Source organism: Sphingomonas tagetis, from assembly GCF_024211275.1.
GTDB lineage: Bacteria > Pseudomonadota > Alphaproteobacteria > Sphingomonadales > Sphingomonadaceae > Sphingomonas > Sphingomonas tagetis.
The window spans coordinates 43,973-66,365 of record NZ_JAMLDX010000007.1; the positions used below are offsets into that span (position 1 = coordinate 43,973).

16 protein-coding genes and 1 pseudogene are annotated in these 22,393 nt (G+C 67.8%); 6 read left to right on the top strand and 11 right to left on the bottom strand.

Going from position 1 to position 22,393, the window contains the following annotated elements; translation table 11 throughout:
- Positions 1-4 precede the first annotated feature (4 nt).
- Entirely contained in the window at positions 5-1,015 is a 1,011-nt protein-coding gene (locus tag M9978_RS10625; RefSeq protein WP_254293019.1) for a sugar kinase, read from the top strand.
- Positions 1,012-2,559, top strand: coding sequence for a carboxylesterase/lipase family protein (locus tag M9978_RS10630; RefSeq protein ID WP_254293020.1), 1,548 nt, complete (start codon positions 1,012-1,014; stop codon positions 2,557-2,559). Before M9978_RS10625 ends, M9978_RS10630 begins: the two co-directional genes overlap by 4 nt.
- A 6-nt stretch (positions 2,560-2,565) precedes the next feature.
- Here the strand turns inward: M9978_RS10630 and M9978_RS10635 are convergent, their stop codons facing one another.
- The 4 genes and pseudogenes from M9978_RS10635 to M9978_RS10650 form a co-directional block, all read right to left on the bottom strand.
- Positions 2,566-3,945 (bottom strand): DUF4861 family protein, encoded by a 1,380-nt coding sequence (locus M9978_RS10635; RefSeq protein ID WP_254293021.1) that lies wholly within the window; start codon positions 3,943-3,945, stop codon positions 2,566-2,568.
- Positions 3,946-3,962: 17 nt separating this feature from the next.
- Positions 3,963-5,543 carry a pectate lyase gene (locus tag M9978_RS10640; RefSeq protein WP_254293022.1) on the bottom strand — a complete coding sequence of 527 codons (1,581 nt, stop codon included), beginning with the start codon at positions 5,541-5,543 and terminating at the stop codon, positions 3,963-3,965.
- Positions 5,540-5,935, bottom strand: a complete 396-nt coding sequence (locus M9978_RS10645; RefSeq protein WP_254293235.1) for a cupin domain-containing protein — start codon at positions 5,933-5,935, stop codon at positions 5,540-5,542. Before M9978_RS10645 ends, M9978_RS10640 begins: the two co-directional genes overlap by 4 nt.
- Positions 5,927-6,679 (bottom strand): annotated as a pseudogene (locus tag M9978_RS10650) (ThuA domain-containing protein); the annotation flags it as partial. The pseudogene M9978_RS10650 and the gene M9978_RS10645, both read right to left, overlap by 9 nt.
- Positions 6,680-6,900: 221 nt before the next feature.
- Here M9978_RS10650 and M9978_RS10655 point away from each other — a divergent pair.
- From M9978_RS10655 to M9978_RS10665, 3 genes are read left to right on the top strand one after another with little or no spacing between them, the layout of a single operon-like run.
- Positions 6,901-9,792, top strand: a complete 2,892-nt coding sequence (locus M9978_RS10655) for a TonB-dependent receptor (RefSeq protein WP_254293023.1) — start codon at positions 6,901-6,903, stop codon at positions 9,790-9,792.
- 8 nt (positions 9,793-9,800) lie between these two features.
- Positions 9,801-10,817: an alpha/beta hydrolase gene (locus tag M9978_RS10660; protein WP_302053939.1), complete on the top strand. Its 1,017-nt coding sequence runs from the start codon at positions 9,801-9,803 to the stop codon at positions 10,815-10,817.
- A gap of 11 nt (positions 10,818-10,828) precedes the next feature.
- The gene (locus tag M9978_RS10665) at positions 10,829-12,418 is read left to right on the top strand and encodes a family 43 glycosylhydrolase (RefSeq protein ID WP_254293025.1); all 1,590 of its coding nucleotides are present in this window, start codon (positions 10,829-10,831) and stop codon (positions 12,416-12,418) included.
- A 45-nt stretch (positions 12,419-12,463) separates the two neighbouring features.
- Here M9978_RS10665 and M9978_RS10670 read toward each other — a convergent pair whose 3' ends face one another.
- The 7 genes from M9978_RS10670 to M9978_RS10700 are packed head-to-tail and all read right to left on the bottom strand — an operon-like array spanning position 12,464 to position 19,373.
- Positions 12,464-13,093: a DUF4198 domain-containing protein gene (locus M9978_RS10670; RefSeq protein WP_254293026.1), complete on the bottom strand. Its 630-nt coding sequence runs from the start codon at positions 13,091-13,093 to the stop codon at positions 12,464-12,466.
- Positions 13,094-13,110: 17 nt separating this feature from the next.
- Entirely contained in the window at positions 13,111-13,389 is a 279-nt protein-coding gene (locus M9978_RS10675) for a DUF3325 family protein (RefSeq protein ID WP_254293027.1), read from the bottom strand.
- Positions 13,386-14,978 (bottom strand): PepSY-associated TM helix domain-containing protein, encoded by a 1,593-nt coding sequence (locus tag M9978_RS10680; protein WP_254293028.1) that lies wholly within the window; start codon positions 14,976-14,978, stop codon positions 13,386-13,388. Before M9978_RS10680 ends, M9978_RS10675 begins: the two co-directional genes overlap by 4 nt.
- Positions 14,975-15,286 (bottom strand): hypothetical protein, encoded by a 312-nt coding sequence (locus M9978_RS10685; protein ID WP_254293029.1) that lies wholly within the window; start codon positions 15,284-15,286, stop codon positions 14,975-14,977. Before M9978_RS10685 ends, M9978_RS10680 begins: the two co-directional genes overlap by 4 nt.
- Positions 15,287-15,317: 31 nt before the next feature.
- On the bottom strand, positions 15,318-16,619 hold the full coding sequence (locus tag M9978_RS10690; protein ID WP_254293030.1) for a purine-cytosine permease family protein: 1,302 nt from the start codon (positions 16,617-16,619) through the stop codon (positions 15,318-15,320).
- Positions 16,616-17,719, bottom strand: coding sequence for an S-methyl thiohydantoin desulfurase family protein (locus tag M9978_RS10695; RefSeq protein ID WP_254293031.1), 1,104 nt, complete (start codon positions 17,717-17,719; stop codon positions 16,616-16,618). The genes M9978_RS10690 and M9978_RS10695 overlap by 4 nt, the downstream gene beginning before the upstream one ends.
- Positions 17,709-19,373 (bottom strand): hydantoinase/oxoprolinase N-terminal domain-containing protein, encoded by a 1,665-nt coding sequence (locus M9978_RS10700; protein ID WP_302053930.1) that lies wholly within the window; start codon positions 19,371-19,373, stop codon positions 17,709-17,711. The genes M9978_RS10695 and M9978_RS10700 overlap by 11 nt, the downstream gene beginning before the upstream one ends.
- 194 nt (positions 19,374-19,567) lie before the next feature.
- On the opposite strand from M9978_RS10700, the gene M9978_RS10705 reads away from it, so the two are divergent.
- Positions 19,568-22,291: a helix-turn-helix transcriptional regulator gene (locus tag M9978_RS10705; protein ID WP_254293033.1), complete on the top strand. Its 2,724-nt coding sequence runs from the start codon at positions 19,568-19,570 to the stop codon at positions 22,289-22,291.
- The last annotated feature ends 102 nt before the right edge of the window (positions 22,292-22,393 follow it).

Sequence of the window (22,393 nt, forward strand, 5' to 3'; positions counted from 1 at the left end):
GAAGATGGCCGGCCGCATCGTCTGTTTCGGGGAATTGCTGCTCCGCCTGACCGCGCCGGGGCGGGAGCTGCTGTTGCAGACGCCGCGGCTCGATGTGGTGGTCGGGGGCGCGGAGGCCAATGTCGGGATCGGGCTTGCCAATCTGGGGCACGCCGTGGCGATGGTCAGCGCGGTGCCCGACAATGCGCTTGGCCGCGCGGCGGTGCAGTTCGTGCGGTCGCAGGGCTGCGATGCCTCGGGCGTGCAGTATCGCGACGGGCGGATGGGGCTGTATTTCCTGACGCAGGGCGCCGGGCTGCGCGCGTCGGACATCGTCTACGACCGTGCCGCCTCGGCCTTTGCCGAAGCGCCTGCCGACGCGTTCGACTGGCGGACATTGCTCGACGGCGCGGCGATGCTGCATTTGTCGGGGATCACGCCTGCGCTCGGCCCGGCGACTGCCGAAGCCGCGCTGCGCGCCGCCCGCGCCGCGAAGGAGATGGGCGTCGCGGTCAGCTTCGACGGCAATTACCGCGCGCGGCTGTGGGAAGCGTGGGACAGCGATCCGCGCGCCATACTCACTGAACTCGTAGGCCTCGTCGACACGATGTTCGGCAACCACCGCGACGTCTCGCTGCTGCTCGGCAAGTCCTTCTCGGGCGACGGCGCCGACCGCCGCCGCGAGGCTGCCGAAGCCGCGTTCGCCGCCTTCCCGAACCTGAAGCGCATCGCCTCGACCGCGCGCCATGTCGACGACGCCGACCGCCACCGCATTGCCGCGCGCGTCGACACGCGCGAGCGCGGTTACCAGACCGAGGAAGTCGTGGTCGCCGGGATCATCGACCGCATCGGCGGCGGCGACGCCTTTGCCGCCGGCACCCTGCACGGCGTGCTGTCGGGGCAGGACCTTGAAGCAACCGTCGCCTCGGGCCTCGCGCTGACCTGCCTCAAACACTCGCTGCCCGGCGACGCGAGCCTGTTCCGCCAGGCCGATATCGACGCCTTCCTCGAAGGCGGACTGGACGTGCGCAGGTGATCGCCCGGCGGACGCTGCTGGGGGCCGGTGCGGCGTTGACCGCCCTTCCCGGCCAAGCGTTCGCTCAAGTCGATCCACTGGCCACTGGCAAGACCGGCCGCTGGCAGGGCAAGCGCGACGGCGCGGTCGCGGCGTTTCTCGGCATCCGCTACGGCAACGACACAACACGCGCTCGATTCCGTCCGGCCGCTGCACCTGCACCCGTGCGAGACACCTTGCCCGCCACGCGGCTCGGCCCGAGCTGCCCGCAATCGAGCCGCATCGCCGACCAGCGCGAGGATTGCCTGTTCCTCAACGTCTGGACGCCGGACGCCAACCCCGCCGCACGCCGTCCGGTGATGGTCTATTTCCATGGCGGCGCCTATTCGAACGGCACGGTGATCGAGCCGCAGGTGTTCGGGGCAACGCTGGCGGAGAAAGGCGAGGTGGTGGTCGTCACGGTCAACCACCGGTTGAATGCGCTCGGCTATCTCTACCTCGCCCGGCTCGACCCGCGCTTTCCCGACAGCGGCAATAATGGCCAGCTCGACCTGATCCTCGCGCTCCAATGGATCCGCGACAATATCGCGGGGTTCGGCGGCGATCCCAGGCGCGTGATGCTGTTCGGCCAGTCCGGCGGAGGCGCCAAAATCGCGACGCTGATGGGGATGCCGGCGGCGAAGGGCCTGTTCCACCGCGCGGCCACGATGAGCGGCCAGCAGGTCACCGCGAGCGGACCGATCAATGCCACCCGCCGAGCGCAGGCGCTGCTCGACCGGCTCAAGGCGAAACCCGGCGACCTCGTCGACATGCCGGTCGAAAAGCTGATCGACGGGCTGAAGGCCGAAGACCCGATTCTGGGCGGCGGAGTCTATATGGGGCCGGTGCTCGACATGAAGTGGCTGACCCGCCACCCCTTCTGGCCCGACGCCAATCCGCTCGGCAATGCGATCCCGCTGATCCTTGGCAACACGCGCGACGAAACCCGCGCGTTCGACGATCCCAAATCCGAGGTCGTGCGCACGCTCGACTGGTCGAACCTTGCCGAGCGCATCGCCCCGCGCCTGCGCATCGACGCGCATCCCGAATGGGTCGTCGCCGAATATCGCCGGCACTATCCGGCGTGGACGCCCGAGGAAGTGTTCTACGCCGCGACCACCGCAGGACGCAGTTGGCGCGGGCAGGTGATCGAGGCGGAGGAGCGAGCGAAGGCGGCTGTGCCCGCCTGGGTCTATCAGCTCGACTTCGCCTCGCCGGTCGAGCCAGCGCGCGGCGCGGCGCACACGCATGATATCCCGCTGGTGTTCGGCACGATCGGGGCGGAGGGCACGGTGTCCGGCACCGGCCCGGCGGCGCAGGCGGCATCGGCAACGATGATGCGCGCGTTCGTCAATCTGGCGGCGAAGGGCGATCCGAATGGCGCAGGCTTGCCGGCTTGGCCGAGGCACACGCTGCCGCTGCGCCAGACGATGATGTTCGATGCGCGCAGCCGGGTGGTGAACGATCCGCGGAAGTGGCAGCGCGAGCTGTTTGCACGAGTGCCCTATATTCAGCCGGGGACTTGAGGCGCGCTAGTCGCGCGCCTCCACCGCATAGCCCGCCAGCCGCGCCGGCGAGTTATATTCCTTCGCCACGCCCACCACATAATCGCGGAACCCGGCGGCGGTCTTGAGCACTTCGCCCTCGCTCCACCCGGCGGCGATCAGATATTCGTACCGTCCATCGGCACGCGCCGGAAAACGGAACAGCTCATTCCCCTGCTGCTGCGCGACCGACACATGGCGCGCGCGATAGCTGTCCTTCACCACCAAAGCCGCGCCGGCATAGGCGACGCGCAATGCGTTCTGAGTCGAATCGGTGTCGTCGGGATTGCGGATCGCCTCGGGCGCGGTGGTCACCACCACGCCGCCCTGCCGCAGCCCCAGCGTCTCGCCTTCCTTCTTGCGGATACCGGCGGCAAATTCGACGCCTTTCCCGCGCGGCTGCCACTGGTCGAACTTCACCTTGGCGGTCGCGTAATTGTGCCCGGCATAGGCGGTATAGATCTGCTCGAGCGCATAGCGGCCCTTGCCGCTGTTCCAGTTCATCGTCTTGATCCGCACCATCGAGCGCAGCGGGCCGTTGACGATCACCTCGAACGCATAGCGCGTGTCCCTGAGCTGGTTGGTGTTCCAGCGTTCGACGGCATCGGCATTCGGGGAAAAACGCGGCCGCGACACATGATCGCTGCCCGGCGTCTCGAACAGCCCGATCCCGCCGCCGCCGAAACTGTCGTCGACCGACATGATGTCCGAGCCATAGGCCGGATCGACATAGGACACGGCATAGCCGTCCATGTTCTGCGTCAGGATCTGCGGCGCGACGAGGATGTTCTTGCGCTTGCCATAGACGTCGGCGCTGTCGGGAAACCACAATTTCCACCCGACATTGCCCGATTCCCAGAAGGGCACCATGTGCCGCGCATAGCTGCCAATTACCGCCGCCGCACCATGCGGGTTCCAGCCGCGCTGATGGAAGCCGAGATAGAGATAAAGCGTCCGGGTCTCACGCGGCTTGAGATCGGTCTGGAAGAACAGCTCGTCCCACACCCCGTCCTTGTCGAGATCGTCCATCTGCAGGTCGAGCTGGCGGCCATTGGCCTCCTGCCGGATGCCGTGCGGTCCCATCACCGCGAGCTGTTCCTTGGTCGGCACCGGGCGCGGCGTGCCCTTGGGATCGACCAGGGTCACGGTCAGTTCGTGCATCCCGGCCAGCTCGGGAATCTGCGCTGGCGTAATCGTCACCGGCGTCGCGCGGCGGTGCTGGTCGAGATCGTTGGCAATCTGGATCGCGATGCGGCGGACTGGCTTGAAGTCCTCGCGGACATACCATGGATCAGAAGCGGCAGCCTGGGCTGGAAGAACGCTGGCCAACAGTGCCAGCATCGATACGCAAACGACCCGCCCGGGCATGCCACCTCCTGCCGTGATTAAAAAGCGCGCCGCAGCGCGTTCATTAGTGTGATCATATGATCGATGAATGTGCCTGTCGAGATGCCGACCGGCCCGTCCTTGACCTCGAACGGCGACGTGTCGGTGCGGTCGCCGACATCGGTCGAGCGGAAATCGCCCGGCGCGACCGTCTTCGGCCCCGGCCCGGCATAGGGATGGCTGGTCGCGTTGAGCCGGGTCGGCCACCAGCCCTCGGCGTTGAGCGTCGCGACCAGCGCGTGCGCATCCTTGCCGGCGACGACATTCTTGTCCGATCCCGCCTCGACCGCCGCGAGGACATATTTCGGCAGCGGCTGGCGCCCTTTGAGCAGCGGCGAGTCCTTCGACGCCACCCCGCCCAGCATCGCCTTGAGCGCCTCATAGTCGCGCCGAAGTTTTGCCGTGTCGATCGAGCGGCGGGCGTTGTAATGGCCGATCGTGTTGGCGGGATCGTAGTCGGCATAATAGGCGCCGTTGACGACGTTCGAGCCGCGGCGGTGGACGAACAGCGGCTTGTTGGTGCCGATCTCGACAAAGGTCGGGAATTGCCGCCCGCCGACCTGCAGGCTCGCGGGCAGCCGCACGCTTTCCAGCCAGTCGAGCGCGGCCGGGACCGGCGCGAGATATTTGGCGTTGCCGGTCAGCCGGTAGAAGTTGAGCAGCTGTTCGATGTTCGACGCGGTGGTGTGCGTGACGAGAGCGGCGGGCTCGTAAGTGCGCGCGCCGGCCGGTTTCAAGTCCATCGTGTGCTGCAGCCCCCAGCCGGCTTGCGGTGCGGGCTGCTGAGTCCTGAGGTAGATGTCCATCGCGCGTTCGATCGCGGGCAGGATGCGCTGGTCGCCGATCGCCTGATGATAGGTGAGCAGCACGTCGATATTGTCGTGGATCACCCCGTCGTTGAAGGTGATGAGGCCGGTATAGTCGGGTCGCCCGTGCAGCCCGCCATTCTTCACCCGCGGCCAGCGCTGCGGCCAGCCGCCATTGGGCAGCTGGCTCGCGAAGAGGAACTCGATCGCCTTGTCCAATCCCGCCTTGAAGCGCTTCTCGCGCTTTTCGGCATAGATGCGGATCAGCAGCCGGATCGCCTCGCCGGTGCCCTGATCATCGAAGGTGGCGTTGCCCCAATTGTGCTGGAATTCCTCCATCCGCCAGGCGTTCTTGCCGATCGTCTCGTACCAGCGCCGGGTCGAGGCGGGGCCGGCGAAATCGACGAAATAGCCCCAGCCGCCCGTGGGGAGCTGGCCTGCGATCAGCCCTTCGGCGGCCTTGGCGGCGGCCTGATAATAATAGTCGTCGCCGGTCGCGTGGTACGCGTCGAGATAGAGATGCCCCATCGTCGCCGTGCCCGGCGGCTGCACCCAGATCATCGACTTGTACGCTTCGATCTCGCCCCAGACGCGCGAACGGTCGGGCAGGTACGACCAGAGATAGCCGCCGCGATAGGCGATCTTCTCGACCATGAAGCGAGTCGCGCGCTTCATCGTCTCGAGGATCTGCGCGCGCGGTGCGGTCTGCGCGAAGACCGGTGCGGGGAGCGTGAGCGCGGCGGTCCCGACGAGGAAATGGCGGCGAGAGATCATGGCTGGGGGACCTTTTCGAGCGGATAGCTGATGATGAGGACCAGCGGCGCGCTGCCGGTCTGGCGAATGCCGACCTGCGCGCCGGTGTAGAGATAGGCGGTCATGCCGGGCTTGAGCTTGGCCGTGACCCCGTCCGAGACCACCTCGCCCTCGCCCGAGACGACGGCATAGACTTCGTCATGGTCGATCGGATGCACGCCGATCGCCGAGCCGGGATGCAGCGCGCGCTTGCGATACTCCATCATCCGGCCCGGCACGCCGTCGGTGATGCGCCAGGCGGTGCTCATGCCGATCTTGCCGTGCGGGGTCGGTTCGTCGCGCTGTTTGGCGGCCTCGTCGATCACCGCCATCGCCCGCGCGCCGCGGCCGGTTGCCCAGTCGATGCCGCCCATGACATGGCCGATCACGCGCGGATCGGCCCAGGCTTCGGCGGTGTGGCCGAGCGCGGTGTAGAAGACCCGACCGCCCTCGAAGCCGTGCGCCCAGGCGAGCGGGCGGGGATTCACCCCTTTCTCGCCGACCGATTGCGGATCGAGCAGCAGCAGCGGCCGCAGCCGCGGATCGAGATCGTCGAACCAATACCATTCGTCGCTGTGCTGAAAGGTGGCGGGCAAGGCACGGATCGCGGGGTGATCGAGGTCGGCGCGAGTCAGCATGCCCGCCGGCGTACCCTTGGGATGCCGGGCGAAGCGCGCGCCGATCATGCGGCCATACCAGTCCCAGCCATAATGCGAATCGGCGGCGCCATGGATGCCGACCACCCCGCCGCCGCCACGCACGAACGCCTGCAGCGAGTCGCGCCGGGGGCCGGTCAGCCACTCGCTGGCCGGATCGTCGCGCCGGGTGGTGGTGCTGACCAGTATGATCGCCTTGAAGCCCTTGAGCCGGGCGGCATCGTCGAACAGCGCCGGGTCCGCGCTGGCGGTCACGGCATAGCCGCGCGCCTTCGCCGCCGCACCGATCGCGGCCACTGCGGGCTCGATCGAGGCATGGCGGAAACCGGTGGTGTGGCTGAACAGCAGCACCGCCGGCGCGGGCGGCGCAGCCCCGCCGAGCAGCAACATGCCGAGCAGCAGCAGTAACGGTTGCATCCTCATCCTCTCCCGCAGTTGCGCGCTCGATCGCCTTCTTGACATGCGCGGCCGAAGCGAACAATGTGCTTATGACACCGGTTTCTCAAGCGCAAAATGACCGGGGTTGGACCGCGAAGACGCGGCGCAAAGGGGAGGAATGCACTGTTCGGGCCGCGAATCGCGGCTTCGGCATCCCTCCTCGACCTGATTTTGCCCGTCTCCGGCTGGCGATGGGCACGATATAGCCACCGGTGTCATAGGACGCCGTACAGAGGGGAAGTTACATGCGGGTCATTCTTCGCAACCGCGCCGCCCGGTTCCTTGGCGCAGCATCGCTTGCAGTCATCGCCACGAGCTGGGCCGCCACCGCGCAGGCGCAGGACGCGCCCGCAGAAGCGCCGGCCGAAGAAGGCGAGGAGATCGTCGTCTCCGGCTTCCGCGCCTCGCTCGATGCCGCGCTCAGCGTGAAGAAGCAGTCGGTCGCCGCCGTCGATGCCATCGTCGCCGAGGACATCGCCAAATTCCCCGACCAGAATCTCGCCGAATCGCTCCAGCGCATCCCCGGCATCGCGATCCAGCGCGACGGCGGCGAAGGCCGTGCGATCACCGTGCGCGGGCTCGGCGCGCAATTCACCCGCGTCCGCGTCAACGGGCTCGAGACGATCGCCACAACCTCGGACGGCGCGTCGAACAACCGCGAGCGCGCGTTCGACTTCAACGTGTTCGCGTCCGAGCTGTTCTCGAGCCTGGTCGTGCACAAGACGGCGGAAGCGAGCCTCGACGAGGGATCCCTCGGCGCGGTCGTCGATCTCAACACCGGCAACCCGCTGTCGGGCAAGGCCGGGCTGACCGCCGTGCTGTCGGCGCAAGGGTCGTATAACGACCTGTCGCAGAATGTCGGGCCGCGCGTCGCCGGGCTGATCGGCTGGCGCAACGAGGCCGGCACGTTCGGCGTCGCCGCCTCCGCCGCCTATTCGAAGACCGATACGCTCGAGGTCGGGAACAACACCGTGCGCTGGGCGCAGGCCTATTTCGACTCGGTCGACGGCAACCCCTGCTATTATTCGGTCAACGCCGCGACCGGTGGCACCGCGGTCGCCAATTCGGGCGGCTTCTATCGCCCGAGCACGATATGCGACCGCGCCGCGCTCGCCTTCCACCCGCGCATCCCGCGCTACGGCATCGTCCGGCACGACCGCGAGCGGATCGGGCTGACCGGCTCGATCCAGTTCGCGCCGACCGATTCGACCAAGATCTCGATTGACGGCCTTTATTCGCGCTTCCGCGAGAACCGCGAGGAGAAGTGGCTCGAAGTGCTGCTGCGCACGCTCGAACGGCCGATCGACGTGGTCGGTCCGGTCTATGACGCGAACGGCAACATGGTCTCGGCGACGCTCAACGACGTCTATGTCCGGACCGAGCATTATCTGCGCAAGTCGCAGACCGAATTCTACCAGTTCGGCGGCACCTGGGACCAGGAAATCGGCGACACCTTCCGCTTCACGGTGCTGGGCGGCATGTCGAAGTCGAACGCCGACGTGCCGGTCGAAACCACGCTGATGTACGACGACCGCGACGCGCAGGGCTATAAATACGACTATAGCGACATGGACCATCCGGTGCTGACCTATGGCACCAGCGTCACCGATCCGACCAACTTCCAGCTCGCCGAGCTGCGCGACGCGCCGTCGAACAACACCAACCGGTTCAAGACCGCGCAGCTGCGCACCGAATGGGACGTGGCCGAGGGGTTCACGCTCAAGGCCGGCGCGGTGTGGCGCCGCTATAATTTCGACCTCACCGCCGCCAGCCGCAACACCACCGTCTGCCCGGCAGCGGGCGCCGACGTGGTGCTCGGCACGATCACCTGCACCGCGTCGAGCGTGTTCGGGCCGACCGCGGTCTATGGCTTCCGCGGCACCGCGGCACTGTCCGAGTTGGTCACGTTGCCCAATGCCGGCCAGCCCGCCGGCACGACCACGCAATGGGTCATCCCCGCCTTCCCCGCCGCGCTCGAGTTCACGCGGCTCTACAACCGCCCGCTGGTGGCAGACACCGGCAACATGCGCGGCGTGCAGGAAACCACCAAGGGCGCCTATCTTCAGTTCGACGCCAAGGGCAGCCTGCTCGGCCTCGATTATGCGCTCAACGCGGGCATTCGCTACGTCCGCACCGACCAGTCCTCCTATGGCATCAACAACGGCCAGCAGATCACGGTCGAGCGCAGCTATGACGACTGGCTGCCCGCCGCCAACCTCGCGCTCTATCCCTCGCGCGACATCATCATCCGCGGCGCGGTGGCCAAGGTGATGACGCGGCCGGGCCTCGGCCAGCTCACCCCGGGCGGCTCGGCCTCGGGCTTCGCGCAGACGATCAGCTTCGGCAATCCGCAGCTCAATCCGACGCGCGCGACCGCGTACGACGTCGCGGTGGAATGGTATTTCCGCCCCGAATCGGTACTTTCGATCGCGCTGTTCAAGAAGGATATCGAAAGCTTCGCGATCAGCGCGACGCGCACCGGCACCTTCCTCGAAACCGGGCTTCCGCCATCGGTGCTCAACCCGTCGGATCCGGCGAGCGTCAATCCGGCGCTGCTGGGCCAGCCGATCTGGACGATCACCGGCTTCGTCAACGGCGCGGGCGCCAACCTGAAGGGCGCGGAAATCTCGCTGCAGATGCCGTTCAGCTTCCTGCCGGGGCTGCTCAGCAATTTCGGCATGCAGGCCAATGCGACCTTCGTCGATTCGACCGCGACCTACCGCCTGACCGGCCCCGCGGTGAACGCCTGCACGCGCGCCACGCCGACGTCGGCCTGCTCGCTCGTGGGCGTTCCGGCCAACTACACCTCGACGCTGCTCAACCTGTCGAAGCGGGCATACAACGCCACGATTTATTATGACGACGGCAAGTTCAGCGCGCGTGCGTCATGGGCCTATCGCGGACCGTTCAACGACAATGGCAGCGGCAACAACAACGTGTTCGAAGGCTATCAGAGCTATACCAACGTCGATGCCTCGGTGCGCTACAAGCTGACCGACTGGATCGAGCTGTCGGTGGAGGGGTCCAACCTGCTCGACACCTATCGCACGCGCTATGTCGATGCCGCCGCGCAGCGCGCTTACGAGAACAACCATTTCGGCCGCACGATCCTGTTCGGTGCCCGAGTGAAGATGTGAGCGATGACATGAACGCGGCGGGCGGGCCTGCGGGCCTTGGCCGCCGCGCCTTTCTGACAGCCGCGGGGAGCAGTCTCCTCCTCCCTGTCGCGACCCGCGGCCAAACTGCCCCGCCAGCCCTCAAATCCGGGCCGGCGGCGCTTCCTGGTCCGGTCGAGTCGATCGACCTGTGGCCCGGCGGCGCGCCGGGCATGCCGCGCACGCCGCCGACCGAAACCGTCAACGAGCGCAGCACCGATCCGGCGAAGCTCAACGACCGCGCGGTGCTGGGCATCACCCGCCCGCGCCTCGTGGTGTTTCGTCCGGCCAGGCCCAATGGCGCGGCGGTGATGATCACGCCGGGCGGCGGCTATCGCTGGGTGGTGGTCGACAAGGAAGGCTATGAACTCGGCCGGTTGCTGGCGGCGCGCGGCATCACCGTGTTCGTACTGTTCTATCGCCTGCCCGGCGACGGCTGGGCGGCAGGGCCGAATGTCGCGCTGTCCGATGCGCAGCGCGCGATGCGGCTGATCCGGCATCGCGCGAAGGATTACGGTATCGATCCCGCGCGGGTCGCGACGATGGGCTTCTCGGCGGGCGGACATCTCTGTGCCGATCTGCTCACCCGCTTCGCGACGCCGACCTATAGGGGCATCGACGCCGCCGACCGGCTCTCCGCGCGCCCGATCGCCGCGGCGCCGATCTACCCGGTGATCAGCATGTCCGCGCCGCACGCCCATGCCGGCTCGCGCGAGCTGCTGATCGGCAAGGACGCGCCGCGATCGCTGGAGGACGCGCATTCGCCGCACCTCAACGTCCCCGCCGATGCGCCGCCAGTGTTCCTGGCGCATGCCGAGGACGACAAGACCGTACCGGTCGAGAACGCACTGCTGCTGCGCGCGGCGTTGAAGGCGAAGGGCGTCCCGGTCGAGACTCACCTGTTCAACGAGGGCGGCCACGGCTTCGGGCTGCGCTTCACGATCGGGAAACCCGTGGCGGCATGGCCGGACCTCTATCTGAACTGGGCCAAGGGCCTGTTCCTCTAAAGGAGTTGCGAATGCAGTTGTCCCGGCGCGGATTGATGGGCGCAGCGATTGCCAGCGGTGGCACGGCGGCGCTGCCGCTCGCGGCGCAGACGCGCGCCAAGCCGGCTCCTGACTGGAAGCGCGGCTTCGACAATCAGCGCATTGCCGATCTCGGCGACGGGCGCTTCCTCAACCCGCTGATGGCGGGCGACCATCCCGATCCGACGATCCTGAAGGACGGGAAGGACTATTACATGACCTTCTCGACCTTCGAGTCCTATCCCGGGCTGGTCATCTGGCACTCGCGCGACCTGATCAACTGGCGCCCGGTCGGCGCGGCGCTGACGAAGAATATCGGGTCGGTGTGGGCGCCCGAACTGTGCAAGCACAAGGGCCGCTATTATCTCTACATTCCGACCAAGGGCCCGAACACCAGTTGGGTGATCTGGGCGGACAAGATCGAGGGGCCGTGGTCCGATCCGATCGACTTGAAGCTGCCCAACCATATCGATCCCGGCCATGCCGTGGGCGAGGATGGCAGCCGCTGGCTGTTCCTGTCGGGCGGAGACCGCGTGCGGCTGTCCGACGACGGTCTGAGCCGCATCGGCGAGCCCGAGCATGTCTATGACCCGTGGCGCTATCCGAGCGACTGGATCGTCGAGGGCTTCGCGCCGGAGGGGCCGAAGATCACGCGGCACAATGGCTGGTTCTACATGATCACCGCGGTCGGCGGCACCGCGGGGCCACCGACCGGGCATATGGTCATCGCCGCGCGGTCGAAGTCGATTCATGGGCCGTGGGAGAATTGCCCGGCCAACCCGCTGGTGCGCACGCGCTCGGCCGACGAGAAATGGTGGTCGCGCGGGCATGCGACGCTGGTCGAGGGGCCGGATGGCGGCTGGTGGGCAGTCTATCACGGCTTCGAGAACGGGTTCTGGACGCTGGGGCGGCAGGCGCTGCTCGATCCGGTCGAATGGACCGCGGACGGCTGGTTCCGGATGAAGGGCGGCGACCTGTCGCAGCCGATCGCCAAGCCCAAGGACGGCGAGAAGGTCGGGCCGCACGGCATGAAGCTGTCGGACGATTTCACGGCGCTCGCGCTCGGCACCAAGTGGAATTTCTTCAAGCCCGCTCCCGACGAGCGGACGCGCGCGCGGATCGAGAAGGGATCGCTGGTGCTCAAGGCGCGCGGGGTGGCGCCATCGAGCTCTTCCCCGCTGCTGCTGATCGCGGGCGACCCGGCATACCGTTTCGAATGCGATATCGAGATCGCGCCGGGCGGCGTCGCCGGGCTGATCCTGTTTTATGACGAGAAGCTCTATTGCGGGCTCGGCTTCGACGAGAAGCGTTTCGTCACGCATCAATACGGCATCGAGCGCGGACGCCCGGCCAACCCGCATGGGCGCAAGCTGCGGATGCGTGTGATGAACAACCGCCACATCGTCACCTACGACACGTCGAGCGACGGCGGGAAAACATGGGTCAGGTTCGACCGCGGGATGGAAGTGTCGGGCTACCACCACAATGTCCGCGGCGGCTTCCTGATGCTTCGCCCCGGGCTTTACTCGGCGGGCGAAGGCGAGGCGCGGTTCAGCAATTTCAGGTTCGAAGCTTTGGCCTGACGTAACTTCCAGCCCCTCCCCTGAAGGGGGAGGGGCTATTCCGGATCACTTGTGCACGAACGAGGTCGTCGTCACGCGGCTCAGGATCGCGACCTTGCCGCCGCCCGTGGTGAAGTCGCCTTCGTCCTTCGCCTCGGCCTTGAGGATGTAGCGGCCCGCCTCGCGCACCGGCACGTCGAACTGGCCGCTGGCGTCGGTCTTCTGCACCAGCATCCAGCGCTGCGGCGACACCACCGTCACTTCGGTGCCGGCGACCGGCTTGCCGTCGCGGGTCAGCGTGAAGCGATTGCCATTCGCCGTCACGGGCACGATTTCGAACGGCAGCAGCGCCTTGGTCTCGCTGCGGCCCGAGCGGGCGTAATAGGCCGCGCCGGCGGTCTTGCCGTCTTCGGTCCACGGCTTGAACACATTGTCGTCCCATGCGCGCACGTCGCCGGCCGGGACATCGACTTCGATGAAGCCCGCACCGCGCGTCTGCGCCGCGGTCGAGGCCGGGACCAGCTTTGGCGCCTTGAGGTTGGGGAAGGCGGGATCGCCGCCGACATGCAGCGGGCGCTCGGGCTCGCCCAGCCAGATCTGCGCCTTGCCGTTGGCGCCGCGCTCGATCCACACTTCATGCGCCTGCGCGGCGCCAGCGGCGGTCAGCGCAAGCGCGGCGATGATCAGCTTTTTCATGACGACAACTCTCCTCGTTACTGAGCTTTACGGTCCGGCAGGAAATTGAGCGCCAGGAATATGATCCCTGCGCCCAACATGACGCTGCCCGCCCATTCGATCGGGCCAAAAACCCATCCGTGCGAGACAATGGCGGGTGGGAAGGCGGCGGCGAGCGCTACCCATGCCGCGACCCGCAGGCGCCGCGCCCGCGCCGGTTCGAGCGGCCTGCCCAGCCGCTTGCGGTGATGCTCGTGCGTGGCGAAGCCGAACAGTGCGAACGCCAGCGTCGCAAGGAGGAGCTCGAGCGCGATCATTCCGCCGGCGCCATCGCCGCCGCGGGAATCGCGCGGTCGCGCCGGCGCACGCGGCGGCCGGCTGGCTTGTGCCGCGCCACGCGCCGCGCGATGGCGAGGAAGGCGATGCCGAACACCAGCAGCGCCGCATCGACGCCCGCGATCAGCCCGTCACCCCGCGCCAGAGCGGCGAAGAAGCCGTTGCCGGTCGCCACGAGGTTGTAGAAGGGCAGTGCCGCCAGCAGCACGCCGCTGAGGCTCGTCAGCGCCACCCAGTTGGCGCGCGGCGGCGCTAGGGTGGCGAGGATCGCCGAAGCGCCCCATGCCAGGAACAGGCAATGGATCTCCCACTCCGCGCGACCCGCCATCCCGACGGGCAGCAGGCGGTTGGCCCAGAACATCGCCGCGATGCCGAGCGGCAGCCCGCCGACCGCGGCGACGTTGAGCCGCTCGACCAGCCTGAAGCCGAAATGCGGTTTGTCCGGATCGGGCAATTTCTCGCGCCGCTTGACCGTCCACATCACGAGGCCGCTGCCGACCATCACCGATCCGGCGACGCCGCACAGGAAATAGAGCAGGCGCACCCAATGGTCGCCGAAGCGCCCGGCATGCACGCCGATCATCGCGCCCGCGGTCACCGACGCCCCGCCCTGCGGCGGCGAGCGCCACAGCAGTTTGCCATTGGTGCCATCATAAGTGAGCTTGGGCGTGCGCGAGGACAGTTGCGAGCGCATCGCGAGGTGGATGGTGACGCGCGAGGCGGCGTCGTTGGGGTCGGTGACCTCGACATGGCCCGCCGCGCCGCCCAGCCGTTGCTCGGCATCGCGGACAAGCGCCGTCAGATCGACCAAGGGTGCGGGCTTGTTGGCGCGCTCGACCGCCGGTGCCTCGGGATAGAGCGCGTCGTAGAAGTCCGAATGCTTGTCGAACGCCGCGCTCGCCGCCCAGGGCAGCAGGGTCACCATCAGCGTGACTAGGCCGGTATAGGTGATCATCAGGTGGAACGGCAGCCCAAGCACCGCGGTCGCATTATGTCCGTCGAGCCACGAACGCTGCCCCTTGCCCCGCCGCAGCGTGAAGAAATCGCGGAAGATCTTCTTGTGCGTCACCACGCCGGTCAGGATCGCGACCAGCATGAACATCGCGGCGATGCCGACCAGCCAGCGCGCCCAGATCACCGGCATGTAATAGAGGTCGAAATGGAAGCGGTAGAAGAACTCGCCGCCGCGCGTCTCGCGCGCCGCCACGGGCTTGCCCTCGGCACCGATCAGCGTCTGATTGCGCCGCCGTCCGCCCCCGCTTTCGCCCGCCTTGGGCTGCGGCCGATAGTTGACGACCGAGCCCGGCGCGTCACGGTCGGGCACGTAAAAGGACCAGCTTTTGGCATCGGGCGCCTTGTCCTGCAGGTAACGCTGTGCCCCGGCGACCACGCGCATCGGATCGGCGATCGGCGCGGTCTCGGGCCGCATCCAGCGGTTGAGTCCCTCGCGGTAGAAGGCGATCGTGCCGGTCACGAACACCGCGAACAACAGCCAGCCGAGCAGCAGCCCCGACCAGGTGTGCAGCGTCGATTGCGACTGGCGCAGGCTCTGGGCCTTGGCTTCGCTCATGCCCGCCCCCCGGTCGCCACCGCGATCCAGGCGATCGCGGCCGCAATCAGTCCGGCGATCAGCACCAGCCGGAACGCGCGCCACCCGCTCGCCGCGGCATAGGCCCACATCGCGATCACCGCGCACAGCACGAACGCCACCAGCATGCCGCCGCCGGTCGCCTCGTCGGGCCGCATCGGCAGGATGCGCGAGAGCGCCATCGCCCAGAGCGTCGCCACGGCATAGCCGAGCGGCATCGCGGTGATCAGCCGCAGCGCCTGATCGCCGCGCCGCCGCCAGGTGCCGGCCGGGGCGCTATCCATGCTCATCGATCACATCCCGACGGTACATCGGATCGCGTTAAACCGCTTCTTGTTGCGAGTCACTATCAACTGTGGCCGGCGCGAACTTGATCACCGCGAGATAGGCGGCGGTGGCAAAGATCGTCGCGTCGAGCATCGGCACGGTGGTGAAGGTCAGCCCCGCCCGCTCCAGCCCGAGCGCACCGGCGATCGAGCCGAGCCACACCACGATCGCCGGCCAGCGCACCGCCGGCAGCGTCGCGAGCGAATGCGCCGCATCGACGCCGCGGAAGGTGATGAAGGTGTCGATCACATAGATTGCTGCGATCGGCGGGATCAGGATGCCGAGGAAGATCAGGAACGGGATGAACGCGTCGATGATCCCCGCCACCGCGAACGCGCCGCCGACCGCGCCGCCCGCGCAGATGAAGATCCATTCGCGCACTTTCGGGAAGGTCGCCCGCATCGACAGGCTGGCGGAGTAGAGATTGGCGGCATTGATCGTCCAGATCGACAGGATCAGGATCAGCAGCACCGGCAGCCCGAAGCCGAACATCGTCACCAGCTTCATGATGTCGGTCTCGCCCGTCGCCAGCGCGGGCAAGGCGGCGGCGACCAGCAGCAGCGGCGTCGCGATCGGGAAGGACAGGATCATGCTCGCCGTCGCACCCTTCACGCTGCGGATGTAGCGCGACAAATCGGGCATCGCCGCCACCGTCAGCATGTTGCCGCCGATCAGCGCCGAGAGCGCGATGCCGAAGCTCATCGGCTCGGGCGGGTTGGCCGAGGGCGCGGCGACAAAGCCGTAGCGGTGCAGTGCGAAGATCGCTACGGCGGCAAGGATCGCGGCGAGCAGCGGCACCGCGATCAGCGCCAGCCGGTCGAGCGCCCTGAAGCCATAGATGGTCGAGACGATCATCAGCAGGCTGCCGACGATCACGAAGGCGGTGAAATCGCCGGGGATGGCATAGCCCTGCCCCACCAACGCGACGATCGCCCCGCCGAAGAACGACACGTTCACCCCGAACCAGCAATAATGCACGATGGCGACGACGATGTTGACCAGTGCCGCGCCGCGCAGCCCGAACGAGCGCTGGATCAGCAGATAAGTGGTAAGCCGCGTGCGCACGCTGACCCAGGCGGTGAAGATCGCACCGGCGCTGAGGATACCGCCGGCGAGCAGGCCGACGATCACCGCGCTCCAGAAGCCGAGCGCGAGGCCGATCTGTGCGCCGTTGAGGAACCCGGGTAGCGCGATGTTGAAGCTCGCGACGATCAGCGCGACGCGCCAGCCGGCGACGGTCAGACTTTCGGGCAGCGGGCCATTGGCATATTCGCCGCCGGGCTGTCCGCCGCTCACGCTTGCGTCCAGCCGTTGAGTTCCTCGATCGGGCGATAGGCGTCGCCGAAGCCGAAAGCGGCGGGGCCGACGAATTTGAGCGCCTGCGCCTCGCGCAGCATCGCCGGGGCGGCGGCGCCGACGATCTTGACGCGCTGGCCGTATTTCAACCGCTCGGTGGTGATCGAATCCGCGGTCTCGCGATCCATCACGGTGATCAGGTCGGGCACCATCGCCACCACCTCGCCATTGCGGCGGGCAATCAGATTCTCGTTCTGGAATTCGAGATCCATGCGGTCGCCGCCCCCGAAGCTCTCGATCACCACGCGCCCGACGGAGAACCCGCCGCGAGTCTCGCGCTCGAGATCGACGATCTTGCCGTCGAAAATCTCGCCGGCAAAGGGGTAAAGTCCCGAGGCGCGCAGCGCCGCATAGAGCGCCTCGAACGGATCGTCGCCGCTCGCCCGCGCCAGCCGGATCGCCGCACCCGCCGCGATCGCCGCCGACACGCTGCCGCCGATCGCATGATCCTTCGCCTGACGCCCGCTCAGCGGATATTCGACCATGTGGGCGATTCCGCCGAGCGCCACCGACAGCCCGCGCGCGACGCGCTCGTGAGTCAGATTGTCGTCGGTCTCGATCACGTTGAGCGACCCGCATGCCGCGGTCAGCACCGACGGGCAGGCCGACAGGCCGTGAATGTTGAAGATCGCCATCTGCGATTCGGGGAAGGCGCGGCCCATGCCGTCGGCATCGACCACCGGCACGCCGAGCCGCGCCGCGCTGACCAAAGGCGCGAGGCCGTTGCCGCCGCCGATCTCGATCGGCAGCACCGCGTCGATCGGCCGTCCGATCTCCTGCTCGAGCCGCCTCAACCCGGCGAGCGCCTCGCGCCCGCTCGGCAATTTCTCGACCGACACGGTCGGCGCGCCGATCCAGCCGCACGGCACGACCAGCGCGTCGTCGGCGAGGCTGTCGAGCGGGACGACCTCGAACGAATCGACCCGCGCCAGCTCGGCCTCGCCGAGCAGCTGGCTGTAATAGGGGTCCCCGCCCCCGCCCGAGCCGAGAAAGGCCGCGCCGGTGGCAAGATCGGCGAGCGCCGTCCGGTCAATGCGCATGCCGGACCAGCGTCTTCTTCGGCGCTTCGCGCGGCGCCTGGACGGTCAGTCCGGCAAGATCGGCGACGGCACGCACGCGCAACTGCGCCGCGCGGCCCGGGAGGTAACTCAGGAACACTTCATCCACTTCCACGATTTGAACGCTGGCCGGATCGCCGCCGGCCGCGACCGCGCGCGCGGTCACTTCCTCGCGCATCTTCTCGATCGCGGTGGCGCGCGGCACCTGGTCATAGGCGACGATCTGCTCGGCCTGCGCGCCGACCTGCGCGATCGCCGCGCCCACCGCATTGGCGACCGCGGCATGCGGCGGGCGGATCACCTGCGCCGCGCCCTTGAGCGTGTCGGCGATCAGGAAACTGCCGCCGCCGACGGCCAGGATGGTGGCGTCGCCGCGCGTCGTCTTCATGCGGTCGACGCCTTCTTCGAGGATCGCCTGGAAGCGGTTCCACACCGTGCCGAGCACCGCCGGGCTGAATTCGGGCAGTCCGGCGCGGTCGCCGAACGCCGCGCGCCCCGCCGCGACCGCCACGTCGCTCGACGTCAGCGTCGACCCGCCGAACAGCAGCGCATCCTGCGCGATGCGATAGCCGACCGAATCCGGCCCGACTTCGAGCGCCTCTGCCGCAAGCTCGCCCGCGGCATAGAGCGAAGGATCGAGATGCACGCGCGTCCCGCCGCCAAGCCCGATCGCGAGGATATCGGGCATGCGGAAATTGGTGCGGACCCCGCCGATATCGACCGCGATCGAGGATTCGCGCGGGAAACCGTTGGCGAGCACGCCGATATCGGTGGTGGTGCCGCCGACATCCATCACGATCGCGTCGGTCACCCCGGTGAGGAAGGCCGCGCCACGCATCGAATTGGTCGGCCCGGAACCCATCGTCAGCACCGGGAACGCCGCCGCCTGCGCCGCCGAGATCAGCGTGCCGTCATTCTGCGAGATATAGAGCGGCGCGGCGATGCCGATCTGCGCCAGCGCCTGTTCGAACGAAGCGACGACGTTCGCCGCAAGGCTGGTCAGCGCGGCGTTGAGGATCGCGGCATTCTCGCGCTCGATGAAGCCGATCCGCCCGATCGCGTTGGAGACGGTGATGACGGCGTCAGGATAGTCGGCGCGGACGATCGCCCCCGCCTGCTCCTCCATCGACGCGTTGATCGGCGCGAACGCGCTGCTGATCGCGATCGACCGGATGCCGCGGGTGCGCAGTTCCTTCACCGCTGCGCGCACCTTGCCGGCGTCGAACGGCGCGATCTCGCGCCCGTCGACCTCGTAGCCGCCGGGCAGCAGGAAGGCGTGATCGCCAATGCAGTGTTTGAGCTCGTCGGGCCAGCCGGTCAGCGGCGGCAGCGCTTCGCCCGAGGGGCTCGCCAGCCGCAGCACGCCGACCTGATCGAGCCTGGTCCGCTCGACCAGCGCGTTGGTGAAGTGGGTGGTGCCGATCATCACCGCCTGCACCGCGGCCGGCGCGAGCGCGCCCTGCGACAGCACCGCGCGGATCGCCGCGGCGACGCCCGAACTGACATCGGCGGTCGTCGGCTGCTTCGTCCAGGCGACGATCGCGGCCCCGTCCATCAGTACGGCGTCGGTGTTGGTTCCACCGACATCAACCCCTATCCGTACCAACCGAAAACTCCCCGCCCTGTCGCAATTCATGCCCAAAGGGTGGGCGGGCAAGACCTTGTCCGCAACGCGAAAAACGGGTGCCGGAGCCCGGCGAACGGGTAACGGGAGGGGGTTTCCGGGTAACGGCTTGAGCGCCATGTTTTCGTAACATAGGCTGCACTCAGGACATGAGGTGAGCGCACGCGAATGGCGGCACCCGGTATCGGGGACGAGATTTGGTCGAGATGGACGAACTGATCCATACCAAGGTCGCGCCGCCCATGTGGATGGGTAACCAGATCCGGCGCGACTTGCTGCTCGGACGGCTCGACGCCGCGCTCGAACGGCGGCTGACGCTGATCCACGCACCAGCCGGCTACGGGAAGACCAGCCTGCTCTCGCAATGGCGGCGGCGCTATGACGATAGCGGCGTGCGCATCGCCTGGCTGACGCTGGAGCGCGACGACAGCGACCTGCGCCGCCTGACCGGGTATATCGCGTTGGCGCTCGATGGCGGCGACGCGCGCGAGGCACCAGGCGACGATGGCGACCGCCTCGCCGCCAACCTGCCGCCGCGCGCCGCGGTTTCGGCGATCGTCAGCCGGCTGGCGCGCGAGCGCGGGCCGGTGGTGCTGATCCTCGACGATTTCCACCGCGCCGAAAGTCCCGAGGTCGACGAGTTCGTGCGCGCGCTGATCCAGCTCGCGCCGGGCAATTGCCATTTCATCGTGTCGTCGCGCGACTATCCTTGGCTCGGCCAGTCGATCCTCGCGGCAGCCGAGCAATTGCTCGAATTCACCACCGACGATCTCAAATTCTCCTCGGTCGAGGCGGAGGCGCTGCTCGCGCGCGCACTGGGTGACAAGCGCGACGAACAACTGGGCGGCGAGGATGTCCGCAGCATCGTGGTGCGGACCGAAGGCTGGCCGATCGCGCTCCAGCTAGCCTCGCTGTCGCTGAAGCGCGGGGCCGATCACCGCCAGCTGGTCGAGCAGTTCCGAGGCCCGAGCTCCGAGCTGGCGCGCTATCTGTCCGAGCAGGTGCTGATGACGATGCCGCCGGAGACGCAGGAAGTCGTCATGCGGACCGCGCTGCTCGACCGGCTGACCGGCGAGCTGGTCAACCTGCTGTGCGACCGGCAGGACGGCTGGCTGGTTCTGGAAAAGCTCGAGGAACAGGGCGTGTTCCTGACCCCGCTCAGCACCGAACGCCAAGCCTATCGCTACCACCAGCTATTCGCCGAGCATCTGCGCGACCGCATGGCGCGGCGCGACAGCGCGCAGTTCCGCGCGCTCCACCATCGCGCCGCGATGTGGTTTGCCGAGCGCAACGAGACCGCCGATGCAGTGAGCCACGCGATCCAGGCCGATGACGACGATCTCCTCGCCACGATCCTGGAGGTCGCCGGCGGGTGGCGGCTGATCCCGCACGGACATCAGGCGATGGTCGAGCGCGGGCTCGCCAAGCTGCCCGAAACGGTGGTCGCGGCCAGCCCGCGGCTGGCGCTCGCCCGGGTCTATCTCGAGATCAAGTGCGGCGAGATGGGTAACGCCCGTGCCGATTACGACCGCTTCGTCACCGCACTTGCGGAGGCCGATCTGTCGGCCGACGAATGGACCGAGGTGCGCGTCGTCGGCGACGTGCTCGCCGATTACGAGAATGAGCCGGTGACGCTCGACGACATGCTCGCGCGCGAGGCGCTGTTACGCACCTTGCCGTCGAACGACCATCTCGTCCTCGCCAATGTCAGCGAGACGCTCGCCGCCAAATATTTCGAGGGCGGGTGGCTCGAACGCGCGCTGGAGCCGACGCTGGCCGCGCGCGAGCATTATCAGGCGATGGATTCGCTCTACAGCGAGCTGTTCACGCGCTTCCTCGAAGCGCGCATCCGCCGCGCACAGGGGCGATTCAAGGATGCCGCCGCAATCCTCGCCAGCGCGCGCGCCGATATCGAGAGCAATTTCGGCGACCGGTCCGACCTCGCCGCCAATTGCGCAGCGTTCGAGGCGGAATTGCTCTACGAGCAGGACCAGGTGCCAGCCGCGGTCGAGCTGCTCGACTGGGCGGTGCCGCATATGGAGCAATCGGACGGCTGGGTCGACGTCTATGCCGCGGGCTATCTCACCGCGGCGCGCGCGCTCGCCGCGGAGGGCGCGATGGACGAGGCGCTGGCGATGACGGCGCGCGCGCGGCGGCTCGCCGGGCGGCGGCGGCTGCGCCAGCTCGAATTGCTCGCAACGCTGTGCGAGCTCGACCTGCACATCGACCATGATCCGGCGCCCGACGCGGCGCTGGCACATGCGCAGGAAATCGGTCTGGCGTCCCTGACCGAGACCGAAGCCGACGGGACCCCGCTGCATCACCCCGTCATTACTGCCGCCGCATTGTGCCGCGTGAAGCTCGCCCTGCTCACCGGCGAGCATGATGCTGCGCTGGGCGAATTGCGCGGGCTGCGCCGGTGGGCCGCCCAGCACGGCGCCGGTCGGCTGCTGATCGATCTCAACATCCTGCTCGCTTATGCGTTGCGGGCGACCGACAGCCTGGCCGAAGCGCGCGCCTGTTTCGACGACGCGGTCGGCATGGCGATGTTCCAGGGGATCGTGCGGCCGTTCGTCGATGCGCGCCGCTTCGCCGAGCCGTCGCTGCAGGATACGCTCAACAACGGCGTGCAGCTCGACCGCTTCCGCGCGCAGTTCCTCAAGGGACTCGCCCGCTCGCTGTCGGCCCGCCCCGCGACCGGACCCGCGCCGGGCCTGCTCAGCGAGGCCGAATCCGAAATCCTTCAGCATTTGAGCTTCGGCTATTCGAATAAGGAAATCGCCCGGCTGATCGGCATGTCGCCCGATACCGTCAAATACCGGCTGAAGTCGGTGTTCAAGAAGATTGGCGTGCACAAGCGCCGCGACGCGGTGCGTGTGTTGCGCGAGCGCGGGCTGATCGGCGACGGCGCCGCGCCGCCCGCGGCCTGAACGCAACACCGCCAGGCCCTGCATCACGGGCGTCAAGCATCGTGCGACCTCGTTACCCGCATCCTTGGCCGCTTACCCGCAACAGCCTCTTCGAAATGCCCC

Coding starts and splice junctions, on each gene's coding strand:
- M9978_RS10625 (WP_254293019.1), top strand. CDS start 5: ATGGCCGGCCGCATCGTCTGTTTCGGGGAATTGCTGCTCCGCCTGACC.
- M9978_RS10635 (WP_254293021.1), bottom strand. CDS start 3,945: ATGCCCGGGCGGGTCGTTTGCGTATCGATGCTGGCACTGTTGGCCAGC.
- M9978_RS10640 (WP_254293022.1), bottom strand. CDS start 5,543: ATGATCTCTCGCCGCCATTTCCTCGTCGGGACCGCCGCGCTCACGCTC.
- M9978_RS10645 (WP_254293235.1), bottom strand. CDS start 5,935: ATGGGCGGCATCGACTGGGCAACCGGCCGCGGCGCGCGGGCGATGGCG.
- M9978_RS10655 (WP_254293023.1), top strand. CDS start 6,901: ATGCGGGTCATTCTTCGCAACCGCGCCGCCCGGTTCCTTGGCGCAGCA.
- M9978_RS10660 (WP_302053939.1), top strand. CDS start 9,801: ATGAACGCGGCGGGCGGGCCTGCGGGCCTTGGCCGCCGCGCCTTTCTG.
- M9978_RS10665 (WP_254293025.1), top strand. CDS start 10,829: ATGCAGTTGTCCCGGCGCGGATTGATGGGCGCAGCGATTGCCAGCGGT.
- M9978_RS10670 (WP_254293026.1), bottom strand. CDS start 13,093: ATGAAAAAGCTGATCATCGCCGCGCTTGCGCTGACCGCCGCTGGCGCC.
- M9978_RS10675 (WP_254293027.1), bottom strand. CDS start 13,389: ATGATCGCGCTCGAGCTCCTCCTTGCGACGCTGGCGTTCGCACTGTTC.
- M9978_RS10680 (WP_254293028.1), bottom strand. CDS start 14,978: ATGAGCGAAGCCAAGGCCCAGAGCCTGCGCCAGTCGCAATCGACGCTG.
- M9978_RS10685 (WP_254293029.1), bottom strand. CDS start 15,286: ATGAGCATGGATAGCGCCCCGGCCGGCACCTGGCGGCGGCGCGGCGAT.
- M9978_RS10695 (WP_254293031.1), bottom strand. CDS start 17,719: ATGCGCATTGACCGGACGGCGCTCGCCGATCTTGCCACCGGCGCGGCC.
- M9978_RS10700 (WP_302053930.1), bottom strand. CDS start 19,373: ATGAATTGCGACAGGGCGGGGAGTTTTCGGTTGGTACGGATAGGGGTT.
- M9978_RS10705 (WP_254293033.1), top strand. CDS start 19,568: ATGGACGAACTGATCCATACCAAGGTCGCGCCGCCCATGTGGATGGGT.